Source organism: Thalassotalea mangrovi (assembly GCF_005116735.1).
Taxonomy (GTDB): Bacteria; Pseudomonadota; Gammaproteobacteria; order Enterobacterales; family Alteromonadaceae; genus Thalassotalea_A; species Thalassotalea_A mangrovi.
Genome location: NZ_SWDB01000014.1, coordinates 13,386 through 35,465 on the forward strand (window position 1 = coordinate 13,386; position 22,080 = coordinate 35,465).

20 protein-coding genes are annotated in these 22,080 nt (G+C 46.2%); 12 read left to right on the plus strand and 8 right to left on the minus strand.

The window, feature by feature from the left end:
• Nucleotides 1-133: 133 nt before the first annotated feature.
• Complete coding sequence (locus E8M12_RS07095) at nucleotides 134-1,951, minus strand: S8 family serine peptidase (RefSeq protein WP_136735402.1); 1,818 nt, start codon at nucleotides 1,949-1,951, stop codon at nucleotides 134-136.
• 546 nt (nucleotides 1,952-2,497) lie between these two features.
• Between E8M12_RS07095 and E8M12_RS07100 the strand changes: the two genes are divergently transcribed.
• From E8M12_RS07100 to E8M12_RS07120, 5 genes are all read left to right on the plus strand, one after another.
• Nucleotides 2,498-5,770, plus strand: a complete 3,273-nt coding sequence (locus E8M12_RS07100) for a S41 family peptidase (protein WP_169303064.1) — start codon at nucleotides 2,498-2,500, stop codon at nucleotides 5,768-5,770.
• Nucleotides 5,771-5,893: 123 nt separating this feature from the next.
• Nucleotides 5,894-6,493 carry a protein-disulfide isomerase gene (locus E8M12_RS07105; protein WP_136735404.1) on the plus strand — a complete coding sequence of 200 codons (600 nt, stop codon included), beginning with the start codon at nucleotides 5,894-5,896 and terminating at the stop codon, nucleotides 6,491-6,493.
• Nucleotides 6,494-6,695: 202 nt separating this feature from the next.
• Entirely contained in the window at nucleotides 6,696-7,268 is a 573-nt protein-coding gene (locus E8M12_RS07110; RefSeq protein WP_136735405.1) for a CIA30 family protein, read from the plus strand.
• A 190-nt stretch (nucleotides 7,269-7,458) separates the two neighbouring features.
• On the plus strand, nucleotides 7,459-7,677 hold the full coding sequence (locus E8M12_RS07115; protein ID WP_136735406.1) for a TIGR02450 family Trp-rich protein: 219 nt from the start codon (nucleotides 7,459-7,461) through the stop codon (nucleotides 7,675-7,677).
• Complete coding sequence (locus E8M12_RS07120; protein ID WP_136735407.1) at nucleotides 7,677-7,904, plus strand: glutaredoxin family protein; 228 nt, start codon at nucleotides 7,677-7,679, stop codon at nucleotides 7,902-7,904. The genes E8M12_RS07115 and E8M12_RS07120 overlap by 1 nt, the downstream gene beginning before the upstream one ends.
• A 12-nt stretch (nucleotides 7,905-7,916) precedes the next feature.
• Here E8M12_RS07120 and E8M12_RS07125 read toward each other — a convergent pair whose 3' ends face one another.
• Nucleotides 7,917-8,483: a hypothetical protein gene (locus E8M12_RS07125; protein ID WP_136735408.1), complete on the minus strand. Its 567-nt coding sequence runs from the start codon at nucleotides 8,481-8,483 to the stop codon at nucleotides 7,917-7,919.
• 252 nt (nucleotides 8,484-8,735) lie between these two features.
• Here E8M12_RS07125 and E8M12_RS07130 point away from each other — a divergent pair, with 252 nt between their 5' ends.
• The gene (locus E8M12_RS07130; RefSeq protein WP_136735409.1) at nucleotides 8,736-9,164 is read left to right on the plus strand and encodes a potassium channel family protein; all 429 of its coding nucleotides are present in this window, start codon (nucleotides 8,736-8,738) and stop codon (nucleotides 9,162-9,164) included.
• A gap of 111 nt (nucleotides 9,165-9,275) precedes the next feature.
• Nucleotides 9,276-10,394, plus strand: coding sequence for an ERAP1-like C-terminal domain-containing protein (locus E8M12_RS07135; protein ID WP_136735410.1), 1,119 nt, complete (start codon nucleotides 9,276-9,278; stop codon nucleotides 10,392-10,394).
• Between the two features lie 223 nt (nucleotides 10,395-10,617).
• Here the strand turns inward: E8M12_RS07135 and E8M12_RS07140 are convergent, their stop codons facing one another.
• Nucleotides 10,618-11,073 carry a methylglyoxal synthase gene (locus tag E8M12_RS07140; RefSeq protein ID WP_136735411.1) on the minus strand — a complete coding sequence of 152 codons (456 nt, stop codon included), beginning with the start codon at nucleotides 11,071-11,073 and terminating at the stop codon, nucleotides 10,618-10,620.
• A gap of 181 nt (nucleotides 11,074-11,254) precedes the next feature.
• Between E8M12_RS07140 and E8M12_RS07145 the strand changes: the two genes are divergently transcribed.
• Nucleotides 11,255-12,610, plus strand: a complete 1,356-nt coding sequence (locus tag E8M12_RS07145; RefSeq protein WP_246034044.1) for a DNA recombination protein RmuC — start codon at nucleotides 11,255-11,257, stop codon at nucleotides 12,608-12,610.
• Nucleotides 12,611-12,884: 274 nt separating this feature from the next.
• Nucleotides 12,885-14,171, plus strand: a complete 1,287-nt coding sequence (locus E8M12_RS07150) for a DUF2254 domain-containing protein (RefSeq protein WP_136735412.1) — start codon at nucleotides 12,885-12,887, stop codon at nucleotides 14,169-14,171.
• 113 nt (nucleotides 14,172-14,284) lie between these two features.
• Here the strand turns inward: E8M12_RS07150 and E8M12_RS07155 are convergent, their stop codons facing one another.
• Together E8M12_RS07155 and E8M12_RS07160 are read right to left on the minus strand one after the other, a co-directional pair.
• Nucleotides 14,285-15,562 carry a dipeptidase gene (locus E8M12_RS07155; protein WP_246034045.1) on the minus strand — a complete coding sequence of 426 codons (1,278 nt, stop codon included), beginning with the start codon at nucleotides 15,560-15,562 and terminating at the stop codon, nucleotides 14,285-14,287.
• 138 nt (nucleotides 15,563-15,700) lie between these two features.
• Entirely contained in the window at nucleotides 15,701-17,035 is a 1,335-nt protein-coding gene (locus E8M12_RS07160) for a sodium-dependent transporter (RefSeq protein ID WP_136735413.1), read from the minus strand.
• Nucleotides 17,036-17,237: 202 nt separating this feature from the next.
• Here E8M12_RS07160 and E8M12_RS07165 point away from each other — a divergent pair, with 202 nt between their 5' ends.
• Together E8M12_RS07165 and upp are read left to right on the plus strand one after the other, a co-directional pair.
• Nucleotides 17,238-17,879 carry an MBL fold metallo-hydrolase gene (locus E8M12_RS07165; protein ID WP_211245005.1) on the plus strand — a complete coding sequence of 214 codons (642 nt, stop codon included), beginning with the start codon at nucleotides 17,238-17,240 and terminating at the stop codon, nucleotides 17,877-17,879.
• A 117-nt stretch (nucleotides 17,880-17,996) separates the two neighbouring features.
• Nucleotides 17,997-18,623, plus strand: coding sequence for a uracil phosphoribosyltransferase (gene upp, locus E8M12_RS07170; protein WP_136735415.1), 627 nt, complete (start codon nucleotides 17,997-17,999; stop codon nucleotides 18,621-18,623).
• A 66-nt stretch (nucleotides 18,624-18,689) separates the two neighbouring features.
• Here upp and E8M12_RS07175 read toward each other — a convergent pair whose 3' ends face one another.
• From E8M12_RS07175 to rimO, 3 genes are all read right to left on the minus strand, one after another.
• Nucleotides 18,690-19,076 carry a DUF3718 domain-containing protein gene (locus E8M12_RS07175; RefSeq protein WP_136735416.1) on the minus strand — a complete coding sequence of 129 codons (387 nt, stop codon included), beginning with the start codon at nucleotides 19,074-19,076 and terminating at the stop codon, nucleotides 18,690-18,692.
• Nucleotides 19,077-19,303: 227 nt separating this feature from the next.
• The gene (locus tag E8M12_RS07180; RefSeq protein WP_211245003.1) at nucleotides 19,304-19,822 is read right to left on the minus strand and encodes an RNA methyltransferase; all 519 of its coding nucleotides are present in this window, start codon (nucleotides 19,820-19,822) and stop codon (nucleotides 19,304-19,306) included.
• 6 nt (nucleotides 19,823-19,828) lie between these two features.
• Nucleotides 19,829-21,265, minus strand: a complete 1,437-nt coding sequence (rimO, locus tag E8M12_RS07185) for a 30S ribosomal protein S12 methylthiotransferase RimO (RefSeq protein ID WP_136735417.1) — start codon at nucleotides 21,263-21,265, stop codon at nucleotides 19,829-19,831.
• Nucleotides 21,266-21,646: 381 nt separating this feature from the next.
• Between rimO and E8M12_RS07190 the strand changes: the two genes are divergently transcribed.
• Nucleotides 21,647-22,015, plus strand: coding sequence for a hypothetical protein (locus E8M12_RS07190; RefSeq protein ID WP_136735418.1), 369 nt, complete (start codon nucleotides 21,647-21,649; stop codon nucleotides 22,013-22,015).
• Nucleotides 22,016-22,080 lie beyond the last annotated feature (65 nt).

A 22,080-nucleotide genomic window follows, 5' to 3' on the forward strand; every position in this document is an offset into this window, starting at 1 on the left:
AAGGCAGACCGTTAACCAAGTAGTTTTCTGATAACGATTAACACCATCTGCCGAAGCGATAGAAGCAGGTATGACAAACCTCCGAAAGTGAAGGTTTATCATAACTGACGTTGATAGAAAAATTCCGAAATATTTAGTTACTAACCTCGATAAAGTGGTTTCCGGTATGCGCCATATTTCCGGCTTTATCATAAGCAATAGCTTTTAACCGCTTTTTGCCATTTTTGGTTTTACTGACATCAATTGATAAATCGTAAGGCGCAGCATTAAATGTTTTCACCAGTGAGTTATTCAGATAGACCTCAACGGTTTCGACGCTGACATTGTCATAGGCATCCAACTCGACATTGAACACGCCAGATACTTTTTCATTTTCTGAAGGGGTGATGAAGCTGATGCTTGGTGCTATTGTGTCAACAACTGGCTCTGGCTCTGGTTCAGGAGTCGGCGTAGGTGTTGTTGCCAGTTGCACGGTGATTTGTTGCGATTCCCCGACGTTACCGCTGCTGTCGGTCGCACGAGCCAACAGGGTTTTGTTACCATCAGCTAAGTTGCTGGCATCAATATTAAACTCATAAGGAGCACTATTATCGGTTGCATAAAGGCTGCCCTGAAAGTAAAGCTCAACATTTTCAACGGCGACATTATCGGTCGCGTCAATACTGACATTAATAGATTCAGATACTGTGTCATTGTGGCGAGGTGAACTAATAGACACCGTTGGAGCAACCGTATCCAGTTCAGGTTCAGGTACATAAACGCCTTCATTAATTGCCGCGAGGGCATCGATTCGACCATGGCCGAATTTATTACTGTAAGAGCCGCTAAACATGCTTTTATCTGCGTTTGTCTCAAGCAAGCTTTCCAGCTCGGCATTACTTAACCTTGGGTTATGTTGTTTTAACAGTGCCAGTACCGCGGCCGTTGCTGGTGACGCAAAAGAAGTACCGCTTACCTTGCCGTAACCACCACCTTTTGTCGTTGTCAGAATTCCAACACCGGGTGCAGACACATCCAGGCAGTTACCATAGTTTGACCAACTGGCTAGGGAGTCGCCAGAGGTGGTTGCAGAAACGGTAACTATGTATTTATTATCCGAGCAGTTTTGGTCAGTGCCATTGTTGCCAGCCGCAGCCACTACCAGTCCACCTTTTTCGTAAAAATATTGGGCGGCATTGGTGACGGTACCACTGTAGGTAACGCGGTAGCTGATATTGGCAATATCTGCGCCATTGTCTGCAGCGTAAATCAGGGCGTCAGCAATATCCAGAAGGGAAGCGACACCATCACTGCGCTCTGAAACGCGAATCGGTAATACTTTGCTGTCCCAGGCGATAGAAGTAATCCCTACGTTATTATTTGAGGTTGCAGCGATAACACCCGATACTTTGGTACCGTGACCATGAACATCGGTTAGATTAGTGTTATTACCTACGACATTGTAGCCAGGTAATAAATTTGCATGCAGATCGGGGTGAGATTCATCGACTCCGGTGTCCAGTACAGCAACGATAACGCCATTACCTGTGGTCGTATCCCAGACCTGGTCCGCTTTTATCTTGGACAAATGCCAGGCTTCCGTATATCGCGGATCATTGGGTGTCGCTGCCAGCTCTACCAGTTCATTTACTTCAGCGGTTTCAATTAAAGGGCTTTTCTGCAGGCGGGACAGTTGTTTTTCCAGCTTGTCTTTTTTCACCTTAACGATGCGAGAATTGGACTGTTCTATGACGCGTTTATAACGCTTTTCTTTTGCACTATCGAAAGGTGCGTTGGCGTCCTGCAAAAATCGTTGTAAAGCCTTTTCACTTACCCCGGCTTTTGGGGTAATGATGATTTGTTCTTCATTGGTCTCGATATTAGCGTGTGCGTTTGTTGTCAATCCCAGTGCAATAATGGCACTTGCCAATGGCGTTAGTGTGTTAATGGTTTTATTTCGTTTGAATTTCATGGTCCCCCCATCTATCGCCTAATAAAGCGGCAAACTTCTAAAAAAATTAAGCGTCAGAAGAGGCGAGAGGTCTCTTTTTCAAGGTAAACAGAACCTAAGAACTGCATTACAGCGCCTTTATTCCGAACCCACGTAGCAAAGGAATGCTGTGATAGTCGGGAGTTGCCAGAAGAAATATTGGTGTTGCTTAATTAAATTATTAACTTCTGTGCGAGCTGCACTCTTCTTAACGTGCCAAGCAATTTAGGGGGAGGGGGAAATCAAAGCAACATAGAAAACGCTTATTTAACAAGCTGATAACGTATAAATTGTTATCTTTTGTACATGTGGTGAGCAAAGAGTTATTTTTCAACCTGTTAGGTTGAAAATTAAACAAAATGGGTTTGTTAACCGGGTGTTAATCAGATTAATGGTATTTGAACCATCATGGCGATTACGAGATTCTTCAGCTAATGTTGCATTATTTTTTCATAATGATGCCGTATTGATCCCCAGCTCAACTAGTATTTAAGCATTAACCGTTTGTTTTATATGAATTATGGGCAGATGATGAAACCGTTATTAATGTGCATAGCCTGGTTGTTATTGCTCCTCGTCACCAATATTGCTGCCGCCAATACGCCAGCGCCGATGCTAATGAGGCAAGTTGATGTCCGTCAGGATACGCTGGTGTTTACCTATGGTCAGGACATCTGGCAAGCGAGCCTTACATCAAAGCAGGCATTTCGCCTGACTTCTTTTCGGGGGCAGGCGCAAAGCCCAAAAATATCCCCAGATGGTAAATGGATAGCGTTTAGCGCCCAGCTTAATGGTAACTTTGATGTCTATCTGATAGCCACTGGTGGCGGCGAAATTATTCAGCTTACCTGGCATCCGGAAGATGATTTTGTTCGTGGCTGGAGTCCTGACTCGAGTAAAATCCTGTTTGCCAGTGCACGCTCCAGCGCACCGGTAAAGTTACCCCAATTTTACACCGTCCGGCTAGACGGTGGCACGCCCGAACCACTGCCCATGTCCCGGGCACAATCTGGCAGCTTTTCGCCCCAGGGAGACCGTATTGTTTATCAAAAAATAACCCCCTGGGATGATGGATGGCGCAATTATCGTGGCGGCCAAAATCAGCCTCTGCGGCTGGTCGACCTGGATACCTTAGAAGAATCATCACTACCATGGAATCGGGAGAAACAGATTCAGCCGGTGTGGCATCAGGGTTATATTTATTTTCTCAGTGATGCTGATGGCGTCATGAACGTTTACCGCTTTGCCGAGACTAGCCAGGATAATAGCAGCGCCCGACAACTGACGTTTTTTAACGATTATGATGTGAAGTCTTTTGGCGTGTGGTCAGGTACCTTGTTAGTAGAGCAGCATGGCCGGCTATATCAACAGTCGATCAACGCCGAAAAGTCCGCACCGGTGCCGCTGTCGATTACCTTGCATGGTGACTTTCCATGGACTCGCCAACAATGGGTTAAGGCGGCAGAACACATAGAATCCGCATCAATATCTCCATCCGGGAAACGCGCTTTATTCGTTGCTCGCGGCGAAGTTTTCAGTGTACCGGCAGAACACGGTGAAGAGCGCAATCTCAGTAATAGCTGGCAACGGGAAGTTGACGCGCAATGGTCGCCCGATGCTAAACAGATAGCCTGGTTTAGCGATCGCTCAGGAGAATATACGCTGATGCTCAGCGATCAATTTGGCCAACATTTGCGAACTATCCCGTTGCGCGGCACTGGCTTTTATAAAAATCTGCGCTGGTCACCGGACAGCAAAAAAATCGCTTTTACCGATCAGAGGCAATCCATCTGGTTATTGACCATTGCATCACAGGCATTGCATCGCATCGATCAGGATACTCAGGTGATTCCCTCCGATTTGCACCCACCAGCATGGTCACCGGATAGTGCTTATCTCGCTTATGGCAAGACGTCGGACAATTTCCTCCATGACGTTTATGTATTTGAACTGGCCACGCAAACGTCTTATTTAATTACCGACGGCATGGCCGATAACCCAAGCTTTGCCTGGGATCACAAGGGTCACTATCTGTATCTCAATGCCAGTGTTGATTTTGCCAGCATGGCGCCATGGCTGGATCTAAGTACGACAGGTAAAGCTCAGGAAAATTATCAGGTGTATGCGGTTATCCTGCAAAAACACGGCAAAAGTCCGCTGCAATTGCAGCGCGATACAGAGCCTGTAAAAGCCTCTGCAGAGGCTGATGAGGAAGCTGACGAGGATTCAGAAGATAAAGAGCGCTCAGAGCTTAAGGTGCAAATCGACTTTACCGGAATCCAGTCGCGAATGATTGCCTTGCCTGTTGGCAGTGGCCATTTTTCCCGCTTGAACAGTAGCGAAGCAGGGTTGCTAATGGTGAAAAAAGAGAATGAGGAGCAAAGCAATTTATACCTTTTCGATTTTGAACAACAGCAATCTCAATTGCTAATTAAAGGCATAAAACATTACGCAGTAGCGGCGAACAATCAGGCGATCCTGGTGCAACAGGGGAGTTTGTGGAAAATGGCCGACGATATTCACAGTATTAAAGATGCACCAGGGCTCAACGTGCAATTGCCGTTATACCTCGATCCTAAGCAGGAGTGGCGGCAAAAATTTCGTGAAGCCTGGCGCTATCAAAGAGATTATTTTTATGTCGCCAACTTACATGGCGTCAACTGGCAACAAATCTGGCGTGACTATTCACCATTGCTTACGGGGGTAAATCATCTTGCCGATCTCAATTACCTGCTCGACAACCTTGGCGCTGAAACCTCGGTTGGGCACTCGTTCAATGGTGGTGGCGAGTTTCCGGAGTTACCAGCAAGTCAGATTGGCTTGTTGGGCATTGATGTGGGCACCGATTCGGATAACTTTATTATTAAGCGTGTATATAGTGGTGAAGCGTGGAATGGTGAGATAAATCGCTATGCTCCTTTTGCTAACGTTCACCATCAACTGGCCGTCAATGACAGGATTATTGCGGTAAATGACCAGAAGTTATCGACACGGGAAAACTTTTATCGATATTTTAACGGTACCTTAAACAAGCAGACCAAAATTACCATTCGTTCCGCCCGAACCGGCGATAGCACTGATTACTGGGTGATACCGATTGAAGATGAATCAAAGCTACGGCAAATGGCATGGGTGGAGGATAATCGTCGCTTTGTTAACCAGGCATCGGACAATCAGCTAGCCTATGTCTGGTTACCGGATACCGGTGATAAAGGTTACCGCTATTTCAATCGTTACTTTTTTGCCCAGGCTGACCGCAAGGGGATCATCGTTGATGAGCGCTTTAATGGCGGCGGCTACATCGCTGATTACATGATTGATGTGCTGGGTCGCAAACTTAGTGGATATTTCAATAATATTCTTGATTCACAGCGACCATTAACCAGTCCTGGCGCTATCATTAACGGCCCGAAAGTATTGTTGATCAATGAGATGGCCGGTTCCGGTGGTGATATGTTTCCTTATCTGTTTCGTTTCCATAACCTGGGTACCATCATTGGTACCCGCACCTGGGGCGGCCTGGTAGGGATCTGGGGCGTACCGTCTTTTGTCGATGGTGGTTATATGACCGCACCGCGAAGTGGCTTTTACGATTTAACGGGAAACTGGGCTGTTGAAAATAAAGGCGTAGCACCAGATATTAGCGTTGACGATGACTTATTGTTAAGCAGCCAGGGTAAAGATGCACAATTGCAACGAGCAGTGCAAGAAGCGCTGAAGCAACTTGAGACTTACCAGGAACGGCGGCGCTTGCCGGCGCCGCCAGATCCTGTCAGAGCCATTCAGGTTGATAACAACTAGAGTTGCATGGTTATTAGCGAAATTGGGTAAAAAATACACGCGTGCAGCATCGCCACAAACGAGCACTGGTATTAACCTGCTAAACTAACTAAAATTGCGCTTTTTGTTGAAGAACTCATTGATATGAACAGTGAATTGTTTTTTATATATGACTCCCATTGCCCATGGAGCTACGCGACGACCCCATTAGTAAAGCAGTTGGTCGCAGCCAACCCAGAGATGCATCTGCACCTGTTTCATGTTGCTCACTATGATGGTAGTGATGGCGTGAGTCATAAGGTGGCGAAAGCGGTTGCCAACCAGAGTACGGTGAAGTTCGGTGAAGATTACCTGCGTGGCTGTGAACAGCCTCAGGATGCGACTGTGGTAGCAAACCTGATGGCCTGGTTGATGGCTAAACAGCCTGATATTGGCCTTGAAGTCCTTGAGCAGATTCAGGACTCGCATTTCCAGCAGGGGCTGATGATGACTCATCCGGAAGACTTTGAAGCCTTGATAAAACGTTTCAAATTGTCGATTCCTGGCAAGGTATTTAAAGATAAGTTGTCCAAAGATGCAGAATATCAGTTGAGTGATATAGCCGAATTACAGGACATTATCCAGACTACTGCTTTCCCTGCATTACTGGTTGCCAGGGATGAACGTATCGTTTTGTTAAATCATAATTTATATCTGACTCGTCCGGATAAAATTGTGGAAGCAGTCACACTCGAATTTACCTGATATCGACAGCCCATGAACAAGACTAACTCAGCACGGAATGCCGGATTCTAAGCCGTAATCTGCATCAACCCGGGCAACAATTAACGGCATCATCTATCCTTAACTTTATACCAATCACATTAAATTCTCACTGAGTGAGCAATAATTTAATGTGATTGGTATTACTGCTCGTAGTCGTGTGGTGTAGCGCTCAGGTTAGAAAATGAAATTGTTGTTGAAGCTGCTTATTATCATTGTATTAGTGATGTGTATCGTGGGAAATGCGGTGGCAAACGAAGACGTTAACAAGCTGGACTTCGTTGATCCAGATGAATTGCAGAGCTGGTTAGTAGTGAACGATTCGGTCATGGGCGGTATCTCCCAGGGGCAGTTTCTGGTCGAAAACGACAATGGCATATTTTTTGGCGTACTATCGCTGGAAAACAATGGCGGCTTTGCATCGGTGCGACGATTACTCGACGCTCCGGTCGGTTCGGATGTGTCGAAAATTGCCATTCGACTGAAAGGTGATGGCGGTCGCTACCAGTTTCGGGTGAGAACCAACCGGGATTTTGACGGCTACGCGTATCAGGTCAGCTTTAACACCATTGAGAATCAGTGGTTGACGCTGTTTTTTGAAGAACGGGATTTCATTGCGACCTATCGCGGCATGCAGCTGTCCAATGTACCTTCTTTGGTGTTCAGTCGCATCGAACAAGTTGGCTTTCTGATCTCAGACAAACAGCAGGGTCATTTTGCCTTACATATCCATGCCATCAAATTTCTCCCAGACTAGTTATACCAATGTCATTAATATCGAATGACTATATCAATGAAACCTAGGGTGCCAATGAACCTCAGCCCTAACTCTGAGTTGTGCAAAAACTTAATGGACTTGGTATTATTGTCCAGTGAATCTTCAGCAATTGCCTGAGCACGGCTCAATGCTCTTTTTACAATAAATAGCAAACGGTGACGGTATCAATATGAGCAACCAAATCAATCCTAAAAAACTGCTGCACAGCAAATGGACGAAACGCCAGGTGGAAAACAGACGCAAGCACTTTATCGTCGTAGCGGTTAAATATGACGAATTGGGTAAAGTGTCTGATTGTCAGATCCAGGCGGTTTTAGATACTGAACCGCAAGGTATTGACTGGCGCCAGTTGCGTGACAGTAGCTGCTGGCAGATGGGGTGGAAATAATGCAACGTGTTGTTTTGTATACCCGCAATCGTTGTCCACACTGTGACAATGCCAAAGCCTTTCTCGATAAACAGCAAATTACCTATCGCCTTTGCAATGTCAGTTCTCCGGCCGGACAAAAAGAGTTCTATAAAACCGGGTTTCGCTCGGTACCGGTGTTAAAAATTGGTGATCGGTTTATACAGGGGTTTTCGTTAAAGCAATATGCCCGGGCGTTAAATACCTGAAGTCCTGGTGACTCACAGTGGCTGCATATTCATTGCCATGATGACATTGTTGTAATCGAATTCAATCAGTAAATGGTATAGGTCGTGATGGGCGTCGAGCTCATTTTGCAGCAACAGATTAGACTCTTCTTCACTTAGTACATGTAAAACTTCACTGTCCTGTTCGAAGTAATATTCGAGTATTTTCCCCTGTTGTAATTGTCGGGCTGGCTTGCCCAGCGTGTTGAGTACGTGTTCTCTTTCGGTTACACCAACTTCCAAATCGGGGATGTATGGCAGGTTGGCATTCTGTAATCTCTCTTTGGCAATGCCGCTGTCCAGCGTTGTTGTTGCGCTATCAAACGCGTCAGGAGCCGGTTCATTGGTTGCGATCATGTTGGCGTTGTTAACTGGGGAGTTGTTGTCACCAGGCGCAGTTTCTGCTACGTCGGCGGTTGCGGTTTCGGCATTATTTTCGATGAGTGGGAGGACGAAGTTTTCTTGTTCAAACAGTTCTGATGGTGGAAAAAACAAATATAGCCCGATAAAGCTCAGCCAGATCACCAGCCATAACTTTATCGTCATATTTTGATGGAACATATTAAATACTCCACCCGTTAAGATAATTTCTATTTTAACCGCATAGATACTGCATAACTTATTGGGATTAACAGGTTATTTAGGAAGTTTAGTTGTTTCTATTCTGTTTGCCACTTCCCGGGTATTTGCAATACTCATAAAACAACCGGGTCTAATTGAGTTAAGTAAAGGCTGGTTAATTTTGCAACCGGGATTGTAAAAAATTCTAACATTCTGTAATCATAGGTATAAAAATTCAGGACAAGGGCGAATATGATTCAACTTTCCCTCATAAATACGCTGGTAGTGGCATTGGTGGTAATTATCCACTATGAGTCCCTATGGTATATGTCGAAGTTATTGCCAAAGTTTAAGTTTGCACACAAATATCGGATTTTAATGGGCGTGGTCGGCTCTCTGATTGCCCATACCGTCGAAATCTGGATTATTGGCCTGGTATTTTTCTGGATGCACCACGAACCAGGATTTGGTGAGTTTAAAGGAGAGTTTTCCGGTGCCTTGCTTGATTGCGTATATTTTTCATTTACCACATATTCTACGCTCGGGTTTGGCGATATTACCCCGACCGGCGATATTCGCTTTTTAACCGGTATTGTCTCGTTAACCGGTCTATTGTTAATTACCTGGACCGCTTCCTTCTTATTTCTGGAAATGCAACGTTACTGGGGACGTAATAGTTAATATCAGCGGCACCCGCTTAAACGAGCGGGTGTATTTACCTGCCTGTATCAGCACAGCAAAACCTGCAGAACCAACTACAATTTACCAGACGGACTCATCCGATCGCTATAGATGACTGATTCCTTGCCTGTGGTGATTGCCAGCAAATGGATATCTTCTGTGCTCTGGTTATTATTTTCATATATCTCACAAGCGTTGCGTAAACGGTGTCATTATGTGCATCGGCCTCTGGCTGTGTTGATTAAAACCGGACTGTTATTGCTACTGTTTGCCTGTACCTGTGTTAAAGCCTCGCAAGGGTATCAGAATCTGCTTGACCAATCATTGCTCAAACAAGTGAGTGCCATTGAAAGTAGTCGCCAGAAGTTAGATCGTGGCGATATCACGATTAATGAACACCTGCAGGTATTGGAAGTGTTGGCTAAATCCCAGCATCCGTTGACGGCGCAGGTCGTTGTCGATGAAATTATTAACATCGGCTACGTATACCTGGACCAGCGGCATCTTTATGCATACGGCTACTATGTGAATGCGCTATTGCAACCCTGGCTTGCTCAGGTAGGGATGAAAGAATCAGAGGGACAACCTCAGGAATTGATTTACCTGCGGGCAAGATTGCTCAGAGCCCTGGCACAGTTTGGCCGGGATAAACGGGTGAGCCAGTACTTAGGGGACCTGGCGGTTATTTATCTGCAGGGCAACTCGACAATCAGTCCGGTACTGGGAACAGAAGCATTACGCATCAGTGCCATAAATGCCAGTCGAAACCAGCAAAATCTGGTGCATCAGTATTTCAAGGTCGCGCAAGCAACACCGGATGAAAACCTACGAAAAAGCATCATCCAGGCCATGTATTTTCAGGATCCGACTTCGATACATTATATTTTCAAACAAACTCATCAAATCGATTTTAGCTCTGGCGAGCGGTTATATATCTTGCAGCGTTTGTTTTGGCAAAACAAGGAACAGCATATTCTCTACCAGTGGTTGGAAGATGATTTTGGTAAATGGGTTGCGCAACTGCCATTGCTGTATCAGAGCGTCCTGCCCGAAGTCTTTACCCCGTCATGCCAGTGGGATAATGCTCAGTCATTGTATGATTTTTTCAGTGACCGCCAAGGCATATTTCAGTCCAGTTTACAAAAACAACTGATGAAGACCGCACAATGCCTGCAGGTGAAACAATTGCAAAAACCTCTCCTTAATGAGTTTCTGGCCTCTTATCAATAAATTATCCTGTGTTGTTCCCTGGCCGCTAGCAACATCAATTCGAACGATGAATGCGGGTAATCGAATCGGTTTCGTATCTTATGCAGCATTTATTGGTTTACGGCAGCCTGGCTCCGGGAAAGCCGAATCAGCATATACTGGCCTATGCCACTCTTAAAAATGGTAACTATTTACCAACTCAATTGTTGATTGTCACATTGTCACATTGCCCCTAAGCAGATTATTACGTGCGCTCAGACAGGTATTTTTGATAATCCGGAACGTCTTTTTCAAAGGCGTGATCAAACAATTTAGAGGTAATCAACAAATCGGCAGTGGCGACGTTACAGGCAACCGGTATATTCCAGACCGCGGCAAGTCGTAACAAGGCTTTGACATCGGGATCATGGGGTTGGGCTTCGAGTGGATCCCAGAAAAATATCATCATATCGATCACCTGCTCGGTAATTAAAGCGCCAATTTGCTGGTCACCACCTAACGGGCCGCTGATCAGTTTATGAATCGACAAGCCCGTTTGTGATTCAAGAATACTGCCGGTGGTACCGGTCGCATAGAGGCGATGTGGCTTTAACTTATCGGCATGGGCGGTCGTCCAGGCAATTAATGCCGGCTTCATATTATCGTGAGCAACTAAGGCAATCGTTTTTACTTCAGGTGTAGTAACTTTCTTAAATAACATTGGCTTACAAAATCTAATGGGGCATAAACTGGCATTCTAAAGTAATAAAAAATCGTCACCACTACAACCGCAAACGTGACAACCACGATCGTCAATAGGAAAATTTGCGTATCGCTTTTGCAAGTTTTAGCAATTAGTGATTAAATACCTGTAAAAATAATCAGTAGTTCTCGGTGTGGACATGGAACAAATACAGGATACTCATCTGACTTTTGCGGTCATTTTAATGCTTGGCGCATTATTTATTTGGCAATGGTTAAGCAACAGACGGACGCAATCTTTATTGCGTCAGTATCTGGACAATCCTTTGCCAGATGCCGCCAGCGACGCATTGATTGAGAAGTTAACCGCATCACTTTCGCAAAACCTTCAGCAAATGCTGCACAGCCAGCAAAGCCAGATACAAAAACTGCTGTTTCAGACTCAACAGCAGCAAATCAAGATCAATAATGAGCAGCACCTGAATCTGATGAAAGTGTTGCATGAACATAGCGAAAAGTTTACCCAGCATCAAAATCACGGTTTTAAACAATTGATCGAACACCTTCAGCAATCAACCCAGGCGCATCGTCAGGAATTGCAGGTGAGTTTGCAACAAAGCTCGAAAGCCCTGGCAACCAGTATGAAAGAGTTAACCGAGTCAACTGATAATCGTTTAAAAGATATTTCCAAAGAAGTCGAAAACCGTTTAACCGATGGTTTTGAGAAGACCACAAAAACCTTTAATGATATTTTAAAGCGTCTGGCACTGATTGATGATGCGCAAAAGAAAATTACCGAGTTGTCGTCGAATGTGGTTAGCCTCCAGGAAGTGCTTGCCGACAAGCGCTCCCGTGGCGCATTTGGCGAGGTGCAGTTAAATGCGTTGATACGTAATGTATTGCCAGAGAAACATTTCTCAATACAACATACGTTATCGAACGGTAAAATTGCCGATTGTGTGCTGTTTTTGCCTAAGCCGACCGGTAACGTAGTGATCGACTCCAAATTTCCGTTAGAATCCTACCAGCGCATGCAGGACCCACAGTTGACTGTTGCCGAGCGAAAAATGGCGCAAACCCAGTTTCGCCAGGACATTAAAAAGCATATCCGGGATATTTCCGAAAAGTATTTAATCAGTAACGAAACCGCAGATGGCGCGGTGATGTTTATCCCGGCGGAAGCTATTTTTGCTGAAATTCATGGTCATTACCCAGAGCTGGTGGAAAGCGCTCATCGGGCCAGGGTGTGGCTGGCATCACCAACGACGTTAATGGCGATATTGACGACCGCGCGTTCGGTGTTAAAAGATGAGGCAACACGACAGCAGGTGCATATTATTCAGGAGCACTTGGCAATGCTGGCAGACGATTTTAACCGCTTTACCAGTCGCTTTGATAATCTTGCTAAGCACATCGACCAGGCCGCATCGGATGTGAAACAAATCCATACCAGTGCCCATAAGATCAGTCGCCGTTTTGCGAAAATCGACCAGGTTGAAGTAGCACCAGAATCGGAATCGAAACAGCAACAGGATGCATTGCTTAATGTGGAGTAAGGATGTCATCTGCCTGAGTTGTCCAGTAGCATCTCATAAGGCAGGTTATGCCAATTCCATTAAGTTTTTATACAACCCGGGGGTAGGGCAGAGGCTTACTTGCAACAACGATTTGACTGATATAGTCATTCTATATTAATGAAATCGGTATTAATGGCGGATCAAGTTCACGGATTTACGTGCGCCGCGACCGTGCTTGTTAATTAACCTGGCACCTGTCATGAATGGTTTGACATAGTCTACACTGGAAGTTTTATGGTCAAAGGTGTTGCCGTTGGACTCCAAGGTATCGAAAGATCATCTCAGTTTTCTGATTAAACGCTTACGTGAACGCCTTTGGGTGAAACCGCTGATGGTGTGTGTGTTATCAATTTCTGCGGTATTCACGGCTAAATTAGCCGAAAACACCTGGATTGCCCAATATACCCCCAATGTATCCCGGGGCAGCCTGGAAACGCTACTCTCAATAATGGCGACCAGCATGCTGGTCATTGCAACCTTTTCCGTGTCATCTCTGTTGTCGGCCTATGCATCGGCAAGCAGTAATGCTACCCCCCGATCATTCGCCCTGGTCATTGCCGATGATAAGTCTAAAAATGCCCTGTCCACCTTTGTCGGGGCATTCATTTTCAGCATAGTGGCGCTAATTGCCTTTAAAAATGACTTTTTTCAAGCGGGTGGCATTTTTGTCCTGTTTGTTTTTACCTTGATTGTTTTTGCCCTGGTAATTCTAACCTTTGTCCGCTGGGTCGATTGCATTGCCCGTCTTGGACGCATGGGCTCGACCATAGGTAAAGTCGAACATGCTACCCGTAAAGCGTTGCTCAGGCGCCGAAATGCGCCAACTCTGGGCGGCAAACCATTGAGTCAGGACAAAGCGGGCCAGCGTATATATGCATCTAAGGTGGGGTTTGTGCAACACATCGATATGGAAGCATTACAGGGTTGGGCGAAAGACAAAGATAAACAGGTCAGGGTTGAAGCCTTACCTGGTTCCCTGGCGGCTCCTGGTCGTCCCATTGCAAGCTTGCTCGATGCCAGCGAAGAATGCTCGACCGATGAACTTGAGCCGGTCCGGAATTGTTTTGCAATCGGTGATGAGCGTATGTTTGATTATGACCCGAGATTCGGGCTCGTGGTTTTATCTGAAATATCAAGCCGTGCGCTATCACCGGCGGTCAACGATCCAGGCACGGCGATCACCATTATTGGTGTATTAGTGAGACTGATTACCCTGTGGAGCCGGCCGCTCGAGGATGAAGAGACTGATAATCTTAAGTTTGACCGGGTCGAAGTAGGGCAGGTATCGGTTATGGATATGTTTGATGATGCATTTAGCGCAATCGCCCGCGATGGTGCAAGAAATGTTGAGGTTTTGGTGCGTTTACAAAAGGGACTGGGCTCGATTGCCGCTATTGGCGATAAGGAGCTGCGTGAAGCAGCTCAGTATCAAGCGAGAATTGCATTAAAACGGGGTAAACATGCCCTGGAAATTGACGAAGACAAACAACAAGTGGAAACCGCGGCAGAATTTGTGTTTAAACAGGAGGGGGAAGATTAAGCAGACCAGCGATTACTGCGGCATCGCTGGGCTTCATGAATGGGATTTTTAGGGCCGGTAGCTGATGACATGTGTCATCACTACCGAAGCGATTATCCGTTAAACGGTTATCCCTATATCGCAGTGGCTTTGTTAGCGGCTGCCGACTGCTGTGCAACCGTTTCTACCTGGCGCCAAACCCGCAACAGGTTTTTACCAAGAATTTTGCCAATATCTTCATCACTGTAACCACGTTGCAACAATCCTTCGACTAAATTAGGGAAGCTGCTCACGTCTTTTAATCCGGTCGGTAAACTATCACCTACACCATCATAGTCGGAGCCGATACCGACGTAGTCGATGCCGGCTATTTCAACAGCGCGATCGATATGATCGAGGACATCGTCAAGGGTGGCAAATGGGTAGGGATGTTGCTGACGATAATCGGCCTTAAATTCGGTAACTTTTTCATCATCTTCGGTCAGACCGTGCTGTTTCATAAAGGCCTGAATGTTGGCCTCTTTGGTTTCATCCCATTGGTATGCTTCATTAGTCAGAAAATAAGATCCAAAGTTAATTTGAATCACACCACCATTATCTTTCAGCGCTGTTAACATTTCATCACTCATATTACGTTCCATGCCAGGGGTGAAATGGCGGAGAGATGAATGTGAGGCAATTACCGGTGCTTCACTTAACTCCATGACCTGGAAAAAGGCCTGGTCGCTAACGTGCGAGACATCGATCATGATGCCTAATTGATTCATCTCTTTTACTAACTCTTTGCCAAACGGACTTAAACCTTGCCAGGGTTTATCTTCCGAATAGGACGAGTCACTGATGTGATTGCTTTCACTATGGGCTAACGTGATATAACGCACCCCGCGCTGGTAAAAATGGCTGAGATTTTCAATATTACCCTCAATTGGGCTGCCGTTTTCCATGCCAAGGGGCAACGAAACTTTTCCTGCGGCATAGTTTTCTTCGATATCTTTGACGGTATAGGCAAGGGAGAATGACCCTGGAGCGCGGCCAACGATTGCTTCAACACGGTCGATAAGCAAATCGGCCATGGCTTTCGGGCCATAACGGTGTTGCCCTGGCTCGTCTTCCAGTTTAGGCGGTGTGTAAATGGACATAAATGCCGCATTTAAGCCACCTTGCTGCGCTCGTGGTAAATCAAATTCACCTTTTGCTGTCGCTTTAGTGACGTCCTCATATTGACCTTCGAGGCGATAGGGCACATCGATATGGGTGTCGACAATGATGTGCTGCTGGGCAAGTTGGTGGGCCTTTTCACTAGCGACAATTTGCTTTTTAACCGGCTCGGCAGGGGCATCACTACAGGCGCTGGCGCCAAGCAGGGAAAGCAGTGAAATGGTTAATGGTTTCATCCAATATGAATTCTTCATTTTTATTATCCTTCTGTTAGGGCCTGGTGAACTTGGCCGGCCAAATTTTGTTCAATAATGGTTTGTCAATCGAATTAGTAGATAAAGTAAGAGGTAACATATCGTTCCCGGCGCACGATTGAACTGTTCGAACAGCCCCTAGCCAAAGGCAACATTAATAAACACAATACTAATTAACACCGGGCATACATAACGCAGGTAATTTGCCCACAGGGCAATCCAGCGGTTATCGCCTTGCCGGGCTTCGGTGCGCAGACGATTGCCACGGCTCCACAGCCAGCCCACGACAATAAAATAAAACAGTCCCATAATCGGTAGCTGAAATGTATTTACCCAACTGATGATCATGCCAAATAAAGGATCGAAGAAGGCAACCAGCGTCATACTTGCCAACAATACAACCAGCGAAACCGCCAGAGTTGCTTTATTCCGACTCAGGTTTTTATCTTCTACCAGATAAGAAACCGGTACTTCCGTGGAGGATAAGGTAGAGGTGAGAGCGGCCATCGACATTAGGGCGAAGAATACCAGTCCAACCAGGATGCCCACCTCTCCCATGGCATCAAATAAATTAGGCAATATATGAAAGATTAACTGGCCTTCGCCAATTAATACGCCATTTTCAAAGACTTTCAGGCCGTTGTGCTGGGCGACAAACAGAGCAGGGATGATCAGTAAGCCCGCCAGAAAAGCAATTAGGGTATCCAGCGCCGTAATGGAAGCCACCAGTTTTCCAAGGTTATCACCTTTTTTGAGATAACTGCCGTATACCATCATGCCGCCTACGCCGATGGACAGAGAGAAGAAGGCCTGCCCCATCGCTGAAATAATCAGCCTGGGATCGGTTAACTGACTGAAATCCGGAATCAGGTACATTTCCAGGCCGGCGCTGGCGCCTGGTTGCTGCAAGATATAAATAATTAAGCCAATTAACATGACGAACAACGTTGGCATCAACCGAGACGACCAGCGTTCTATGCCTGCATGAATGCCCTGAAAGATAATCAGCGCTGTTAACACAATGAAAATAGGGGTGAAAATGAGGTTTCGGCCGAGGCTACTGGTTTCCATCCATTGCGCCGCACCATTGAAGCCAACAAGTTCTGAAAGCGGTGCCAGTGCGTGCGACAACATCCAGCCTGCTACAATCGAATAGAAGCTGAGCATCAAAATGGCGCCCATCAAGCCAAACAATCCGGCAAACTTTCCCAGTCGTGCTGATTTTGGTGCACAGGCTTCTTGTAAAGCCGTAACCGGGTTTTTCTGTGCTTGATTGCCGATATACATCTCTGAATAGAGTGCCGGCAGAGCCAATAGCAGGGTTACAATTAAGTAGATAAACAGGAATGCACCACCGCCATTATTGGCCGCCTGTGTTGGAAATCCCCAGATGTTTCCTAATCCGATCGCTGAGCCAGCGGCTGCCAGAATAAAACCAATACGGGTGTGAAAAGAGTCTCGAACGATGGACATAGCTACTTCTTGGTTATTTTTATAGACCCATGAGCTTACCGATTTTGCTATTACCATTGCAAGGGCTAAGGCGCTGAAAAGCGAATTTTTCAGGGTGAAAAATTCGCTTCCATGTTAACTCACGGTGGCGGGGAAGGAGGTCAGTATGCTAGGTTATTAACATGTTAATTGATTGATACATAATAGAGTCACTATCGTTATGCTGCAGTATCACATTATTCCGGTCACCCCGTTTCAGCAAAATAGCACCTTAATCTGGTGCGACAACACCATGGAAGGAGCCATTATCGATCCTGGCGGTGAGGTGGAGCGCCTGTTAACCACCGCGCAGCAGTTGGGCGTAAAACTAACCAAGATATTATTGACTCATGCGCACCTGGATCATGCTGGTGGCACTGAAGAGTTAGCCCGTCGGCAGAAATTAACCGTAGAAGGACCACATCGGGAGGATCAGTTCTGGATTGATTTGTTTCCTCAACAGGTGCAACGATTTGGTTTTGAGCCGGTTGAGGCTTTCGCTACCGATCGCTGGCTTGAAGACGGCGATACGGTGAGCTTGGGTGATGAGACCCTGGAGGTGTATTTCTGCCCGGGGCATACGCCCGGTCACGTGATCTTTTTTCATCGAGCCACTAAGTTAGCCCAGGTTGGTGATGTATTGTTTAGAGGTTCCATCGGTCGCACGGACTTTCCTCGCGGCAATCAACAGCAATTGATTGATTCGATCAAAACTAAGTTATGGCCGCTGGGCGATGATGTGCAGTTTATTCCTGGCCATGGCCCGATGGGCACGTTTGGTGAGGAACGGGCATCAAATCCGTTTGTTGGAGAAGGCGTGAGGTAATAGCAACGTCTACCGAGCCATAGCCATCGCAATGGCATCGGCTTAAGGCAATCGGTATTTCATGCAATATTGAGAATGTTGGCCATACTTAAAGTTTAAGGCCTGTTCCGTATTGTTATGCAAATCACGCAATTAAGTCATCCCTTGGTTCGCCACAAGCTCGGCCTATTGCGCAATAAGGACATATCGACGCAAAAATTTCGACAAGTCGTCACCGAGCTTACCATTAGCCTGACCTATGAGGCCAGTCGGACGCTGGCAACCGAATTTCACTCAATCAGCAATTGGTGCGGTGAAGTCGAAATTGAAGCAATCTGTGGCAAAAAACCAACCGTAGTACCGGTGTTAAGAGCCGGCATGGGGATGCTCGATGGCCTACTTACCCTGATCCCCAATGCCCGAATTTCGATGGTTGGCATGTATCGGAATCACGAAACCTTCGAACCAGTGGTTTACTTTGAAAAACTGGTGCAGCATCTGGATCAACGTCCGGTTTTCGTTATTGATCCAATGCTGGCAACGGGCGGCACGCTGGTGGCAACCATCGACCTGTTAAAGCTTCATGGTGCCAGGCAAATCGCTGTAATGGTCCTGGTTGCATCCCCCGAAGGCCTGGAAAAGCTAGCGCTGAAACATCCTGATATTCAGTTGTTTACCGCATCGATCGATGAACACCTCGATAACAATGGTTATGTGGTTCCTGGTTTGGGAGATGCGGGTGACCGTCTTTTCGGGACGCGCTAACATCGCTCAGCAGCAGACCTACAAGTGACAACCAAAACGCCTTAATCTCCCGCTTCCCCGAGCTTATTATTTGCCGCTAACCATCACCTGTAACTGGCCATTTACCATTGGGTAGTGAGCAGAAACATCGATAATGTTCACCTCTTCATCTACCCGATATTGACTGCTGACCCGCCTATTGAGAAAGTCATTAGTCGATGTTGCCCCAAAGGATTGAGCAAAGCTGTTAACATCAACGCCATTACAGGTCAGGGTAAGGCTCATCAGCCGATAATTGCCATCAAAGCCCTGGCGCCCATTTCGTTTCAAACCCGGCAGATCGTTGCTGGCGGCAGCAATGCAGGTTTTGGTTGCTATAGAAGAATCTTTCGCGACAAATTGAAAGTCACTGGCTAAGGCGCCCACTGGGACGGCAGCGATTAAGCATGCTGCAAACAGGTTTGTGCGGTTCATATAAACCTCCTTTTCTCGTGGTTCCCCTAACTTAAATCATAGGAGGAACAAGGATGAAAAGGGTTAACAGAGTGCATACATATGTAACAAAATAAGTATGCAAAAATTTAATTCATCTGCCGCGTTTTGAGAATGTTTGTAACTGTTTGATTGTTCACAAGGGAAGGGCTAACTCAGTCAGAATCAGCCCGGCGCATGGTTGAACAAAAGTATATTGTCATTGTGCGCTAACGGACTTTAACCTTGTTATTAACATCGCGGCTGCGTCTGATGAGTTCATCACCCTGGTTCCGGCTGGCATTTTTAGCCAACCGGTCATACAAAATGACATTGACGGAGGCGGCCAGGTTCATACAGCCTTTTGTGGGGACATATACCACCGCATCGGCGGCATCGATAATTGCCTGATCAATCGTCCCATCCTCGGGGCCAAACACATAATACGCCTGTTGTGGGTGCTCAAATTCGGGCAGGGGTTGTGCACCTTCCACTAAGTCCACACAAACCAGCTTGGCGCCGGCCGGTTTCGCTTGCAACAAACAGGGCGTTTGCTGCAACGGGATATCCAGACTGGCATTTTTTGTATCGGTATGAAATTTAGCCGCATTGTCATAACGGGAACCGCTATAGAATATCTGTCCGGCCTGGTAGCAGCCGGCGGCACGCAATATGGCACCGACGTTAGCGGGGCTCTTGGGGTTTGTTAAGCCGATGCTGACGTCCAGCGTATTAATGTCGTAAGTCATTACCATTTAATCATCAACCTTGACGGCCCATACATCATGAGCATCAGCATGGATAACCTGAGCCCAGATTTTGTCTCCAGGTTTGACATCAAACTCATCACTTAAATATACCAGTCCGTCTATTTCAGGGGCATCCATATAAGTGCGACCAATTGCGCCTTCCGAATTGACCTCATCGATCAATACCTGGTATTCATTACCAATGCGTTGTTGCAATTTCGCGGCGCTAATCTCTGACTGCACTTGCATAAACCGTTGTAAACGCAGCTGTTTGGTTTCCTCATCGATTTGATCCGGTAAGTTATTGGCTGTAGCTCCCTCGACTGGCGAGTAGGCAAATGCACCAACTCGGTCTAACTTTGCTTCGCGCAGGAATTCCAGTAATTCTTCAAACTCTTCTTCGGTCTCTCCCGGGAAGCCGACAATAAAGGTAGAGCGGATCACTAACTCCGGACATATTTCACGCCATTTTTTAATGCGTTCCAGGGTGCGATCAGCGTTGCCAGGGCGTTTCATAAGTTTCAATATGCGCTTGTTGGCATGCTGAAACGGAATATCCAGGTAAGGCAGTATTTTGCCTTCCGCCATCAGTGGTATAACGTCATCGACATGTGGGTATGGGTAAACATAATGCAGGCGCACCCATACTCCCATATTACCCAGTTCTTCACATAACTTAAGCATGCTGGTTTTGACCGGCATTCCGTCCCAGAAATCGGTTTTATGCTTAACATCAACGCCATAAGCAGAAGTATCCTGAGAGATCACCAATAACTCTTTGACACCCGCGTTAGCAAGGCGTTTGGCTTCGCCCAAAACGTCGCCAATAGGACGGGAATCGAGATCGCCACGCATCGAAGGTATGATGCAAAACGTACAACGGTGGTTACAGCCCTCGGATATTTTCAGGTAGGCAAAATGTTTTGGAGTCAGCTTCACACCATGATCTGGTACCAGGTCGACAAACGGGTTGTGCTGAGGTTTCGCGACGTGTTGATGAACCTGATTTAACACTTCTTCATAGGCATGCGGCCCTGTTACGCCCAAAACGTTAGGATGAATTTCGGTGATTTCATCTTCTTTAGCGCCGAGACAGCCGGTCACCAGTACTTTGCCATTTTCTTTTAATGCTTCACCAATCGTATCTAAAGACTCCTGAACGGCCGAGTCGATAAAACCACAGGTATTAACGATCACCAAATCGGCGTCATCATAGCTAGGTACGACATCGTATCCTTCGGTACGAAGCTGGGTAAGAATACGCTCGGAATCCACCAGGTTTTTCGGACAGCCAAGACTGACGAAACCGACCTTGGAGTTCCCTTGGCTCAATTCGCTATTGGCTCGTTCGGCGCTGTTACTGACACTGCGCTTTACGGCTTTGGCATTTTCGGCACTGGTTTGTTCCGGCAGGTTGTTCGGGTCGAATGTCTTTACGCTCATAAGATTCCTGTGATTGGTGTTGGCATTAAAATTTAAGTGGCGGGATTATACCGGAATCCGATCCGGATTTCAGTTGTGAAATTGTAAGCGTTAGCGGCGCTTGAAGGGATGGATAAATGGTTGATATCTGACTTTCCAACTGACCGACTAGAAATTCAGGTCATTGTTATCGAAAACTCCAGTTTAACTTGTTCTAAGCGTCAGGTTTTTACCGGTTATGTTCACTATTGTTGCCGTTCAGGCAGGCTTTGGTTTAATAAAATGATGTCTAAAATGAAAGTTTACAGTTAAACTTACGTTATCTGGGGTATTTACAGTAAACCTTAACAGTTTCGAAGGGATAGAAAGCCCGTATGTTAAGGTTATGGGGAGAAAACGGCCGTGACAGAAAAAGTTTTATTGAATATAGATATTAATGGACATGATTTAACCAGTAATGGCGCCTTAAAGGAGCTTATTCTCGGACACTTTCAGCATCATAAAAAACAATTGCATGAGTTTATGTCCAGGGTTTGCCAGCTCTACGATCTGCGGGCCCTCGTGGCAACCGACAGCCTGGCGATTTCCGAGGTGAAAATGGAACAGGACAAGGGCGAAATCACCGTGGATTATACCTGGTCGACTCACTATGGCTGCGATGGCTACAGCCGCGAAAAGACCATGCATGAGCGCTGGCCCTTTAAAATCAAAGAAAACAATATCATTTTTGAGATGCACATGCCTGAATTGCATGTGCATCATGAACTGTAACGGGTTTAGATGATGTCCGTTTAGATTACCTACGTTGTGTTTGTGCAAGGCACTGCGTGTTGTAA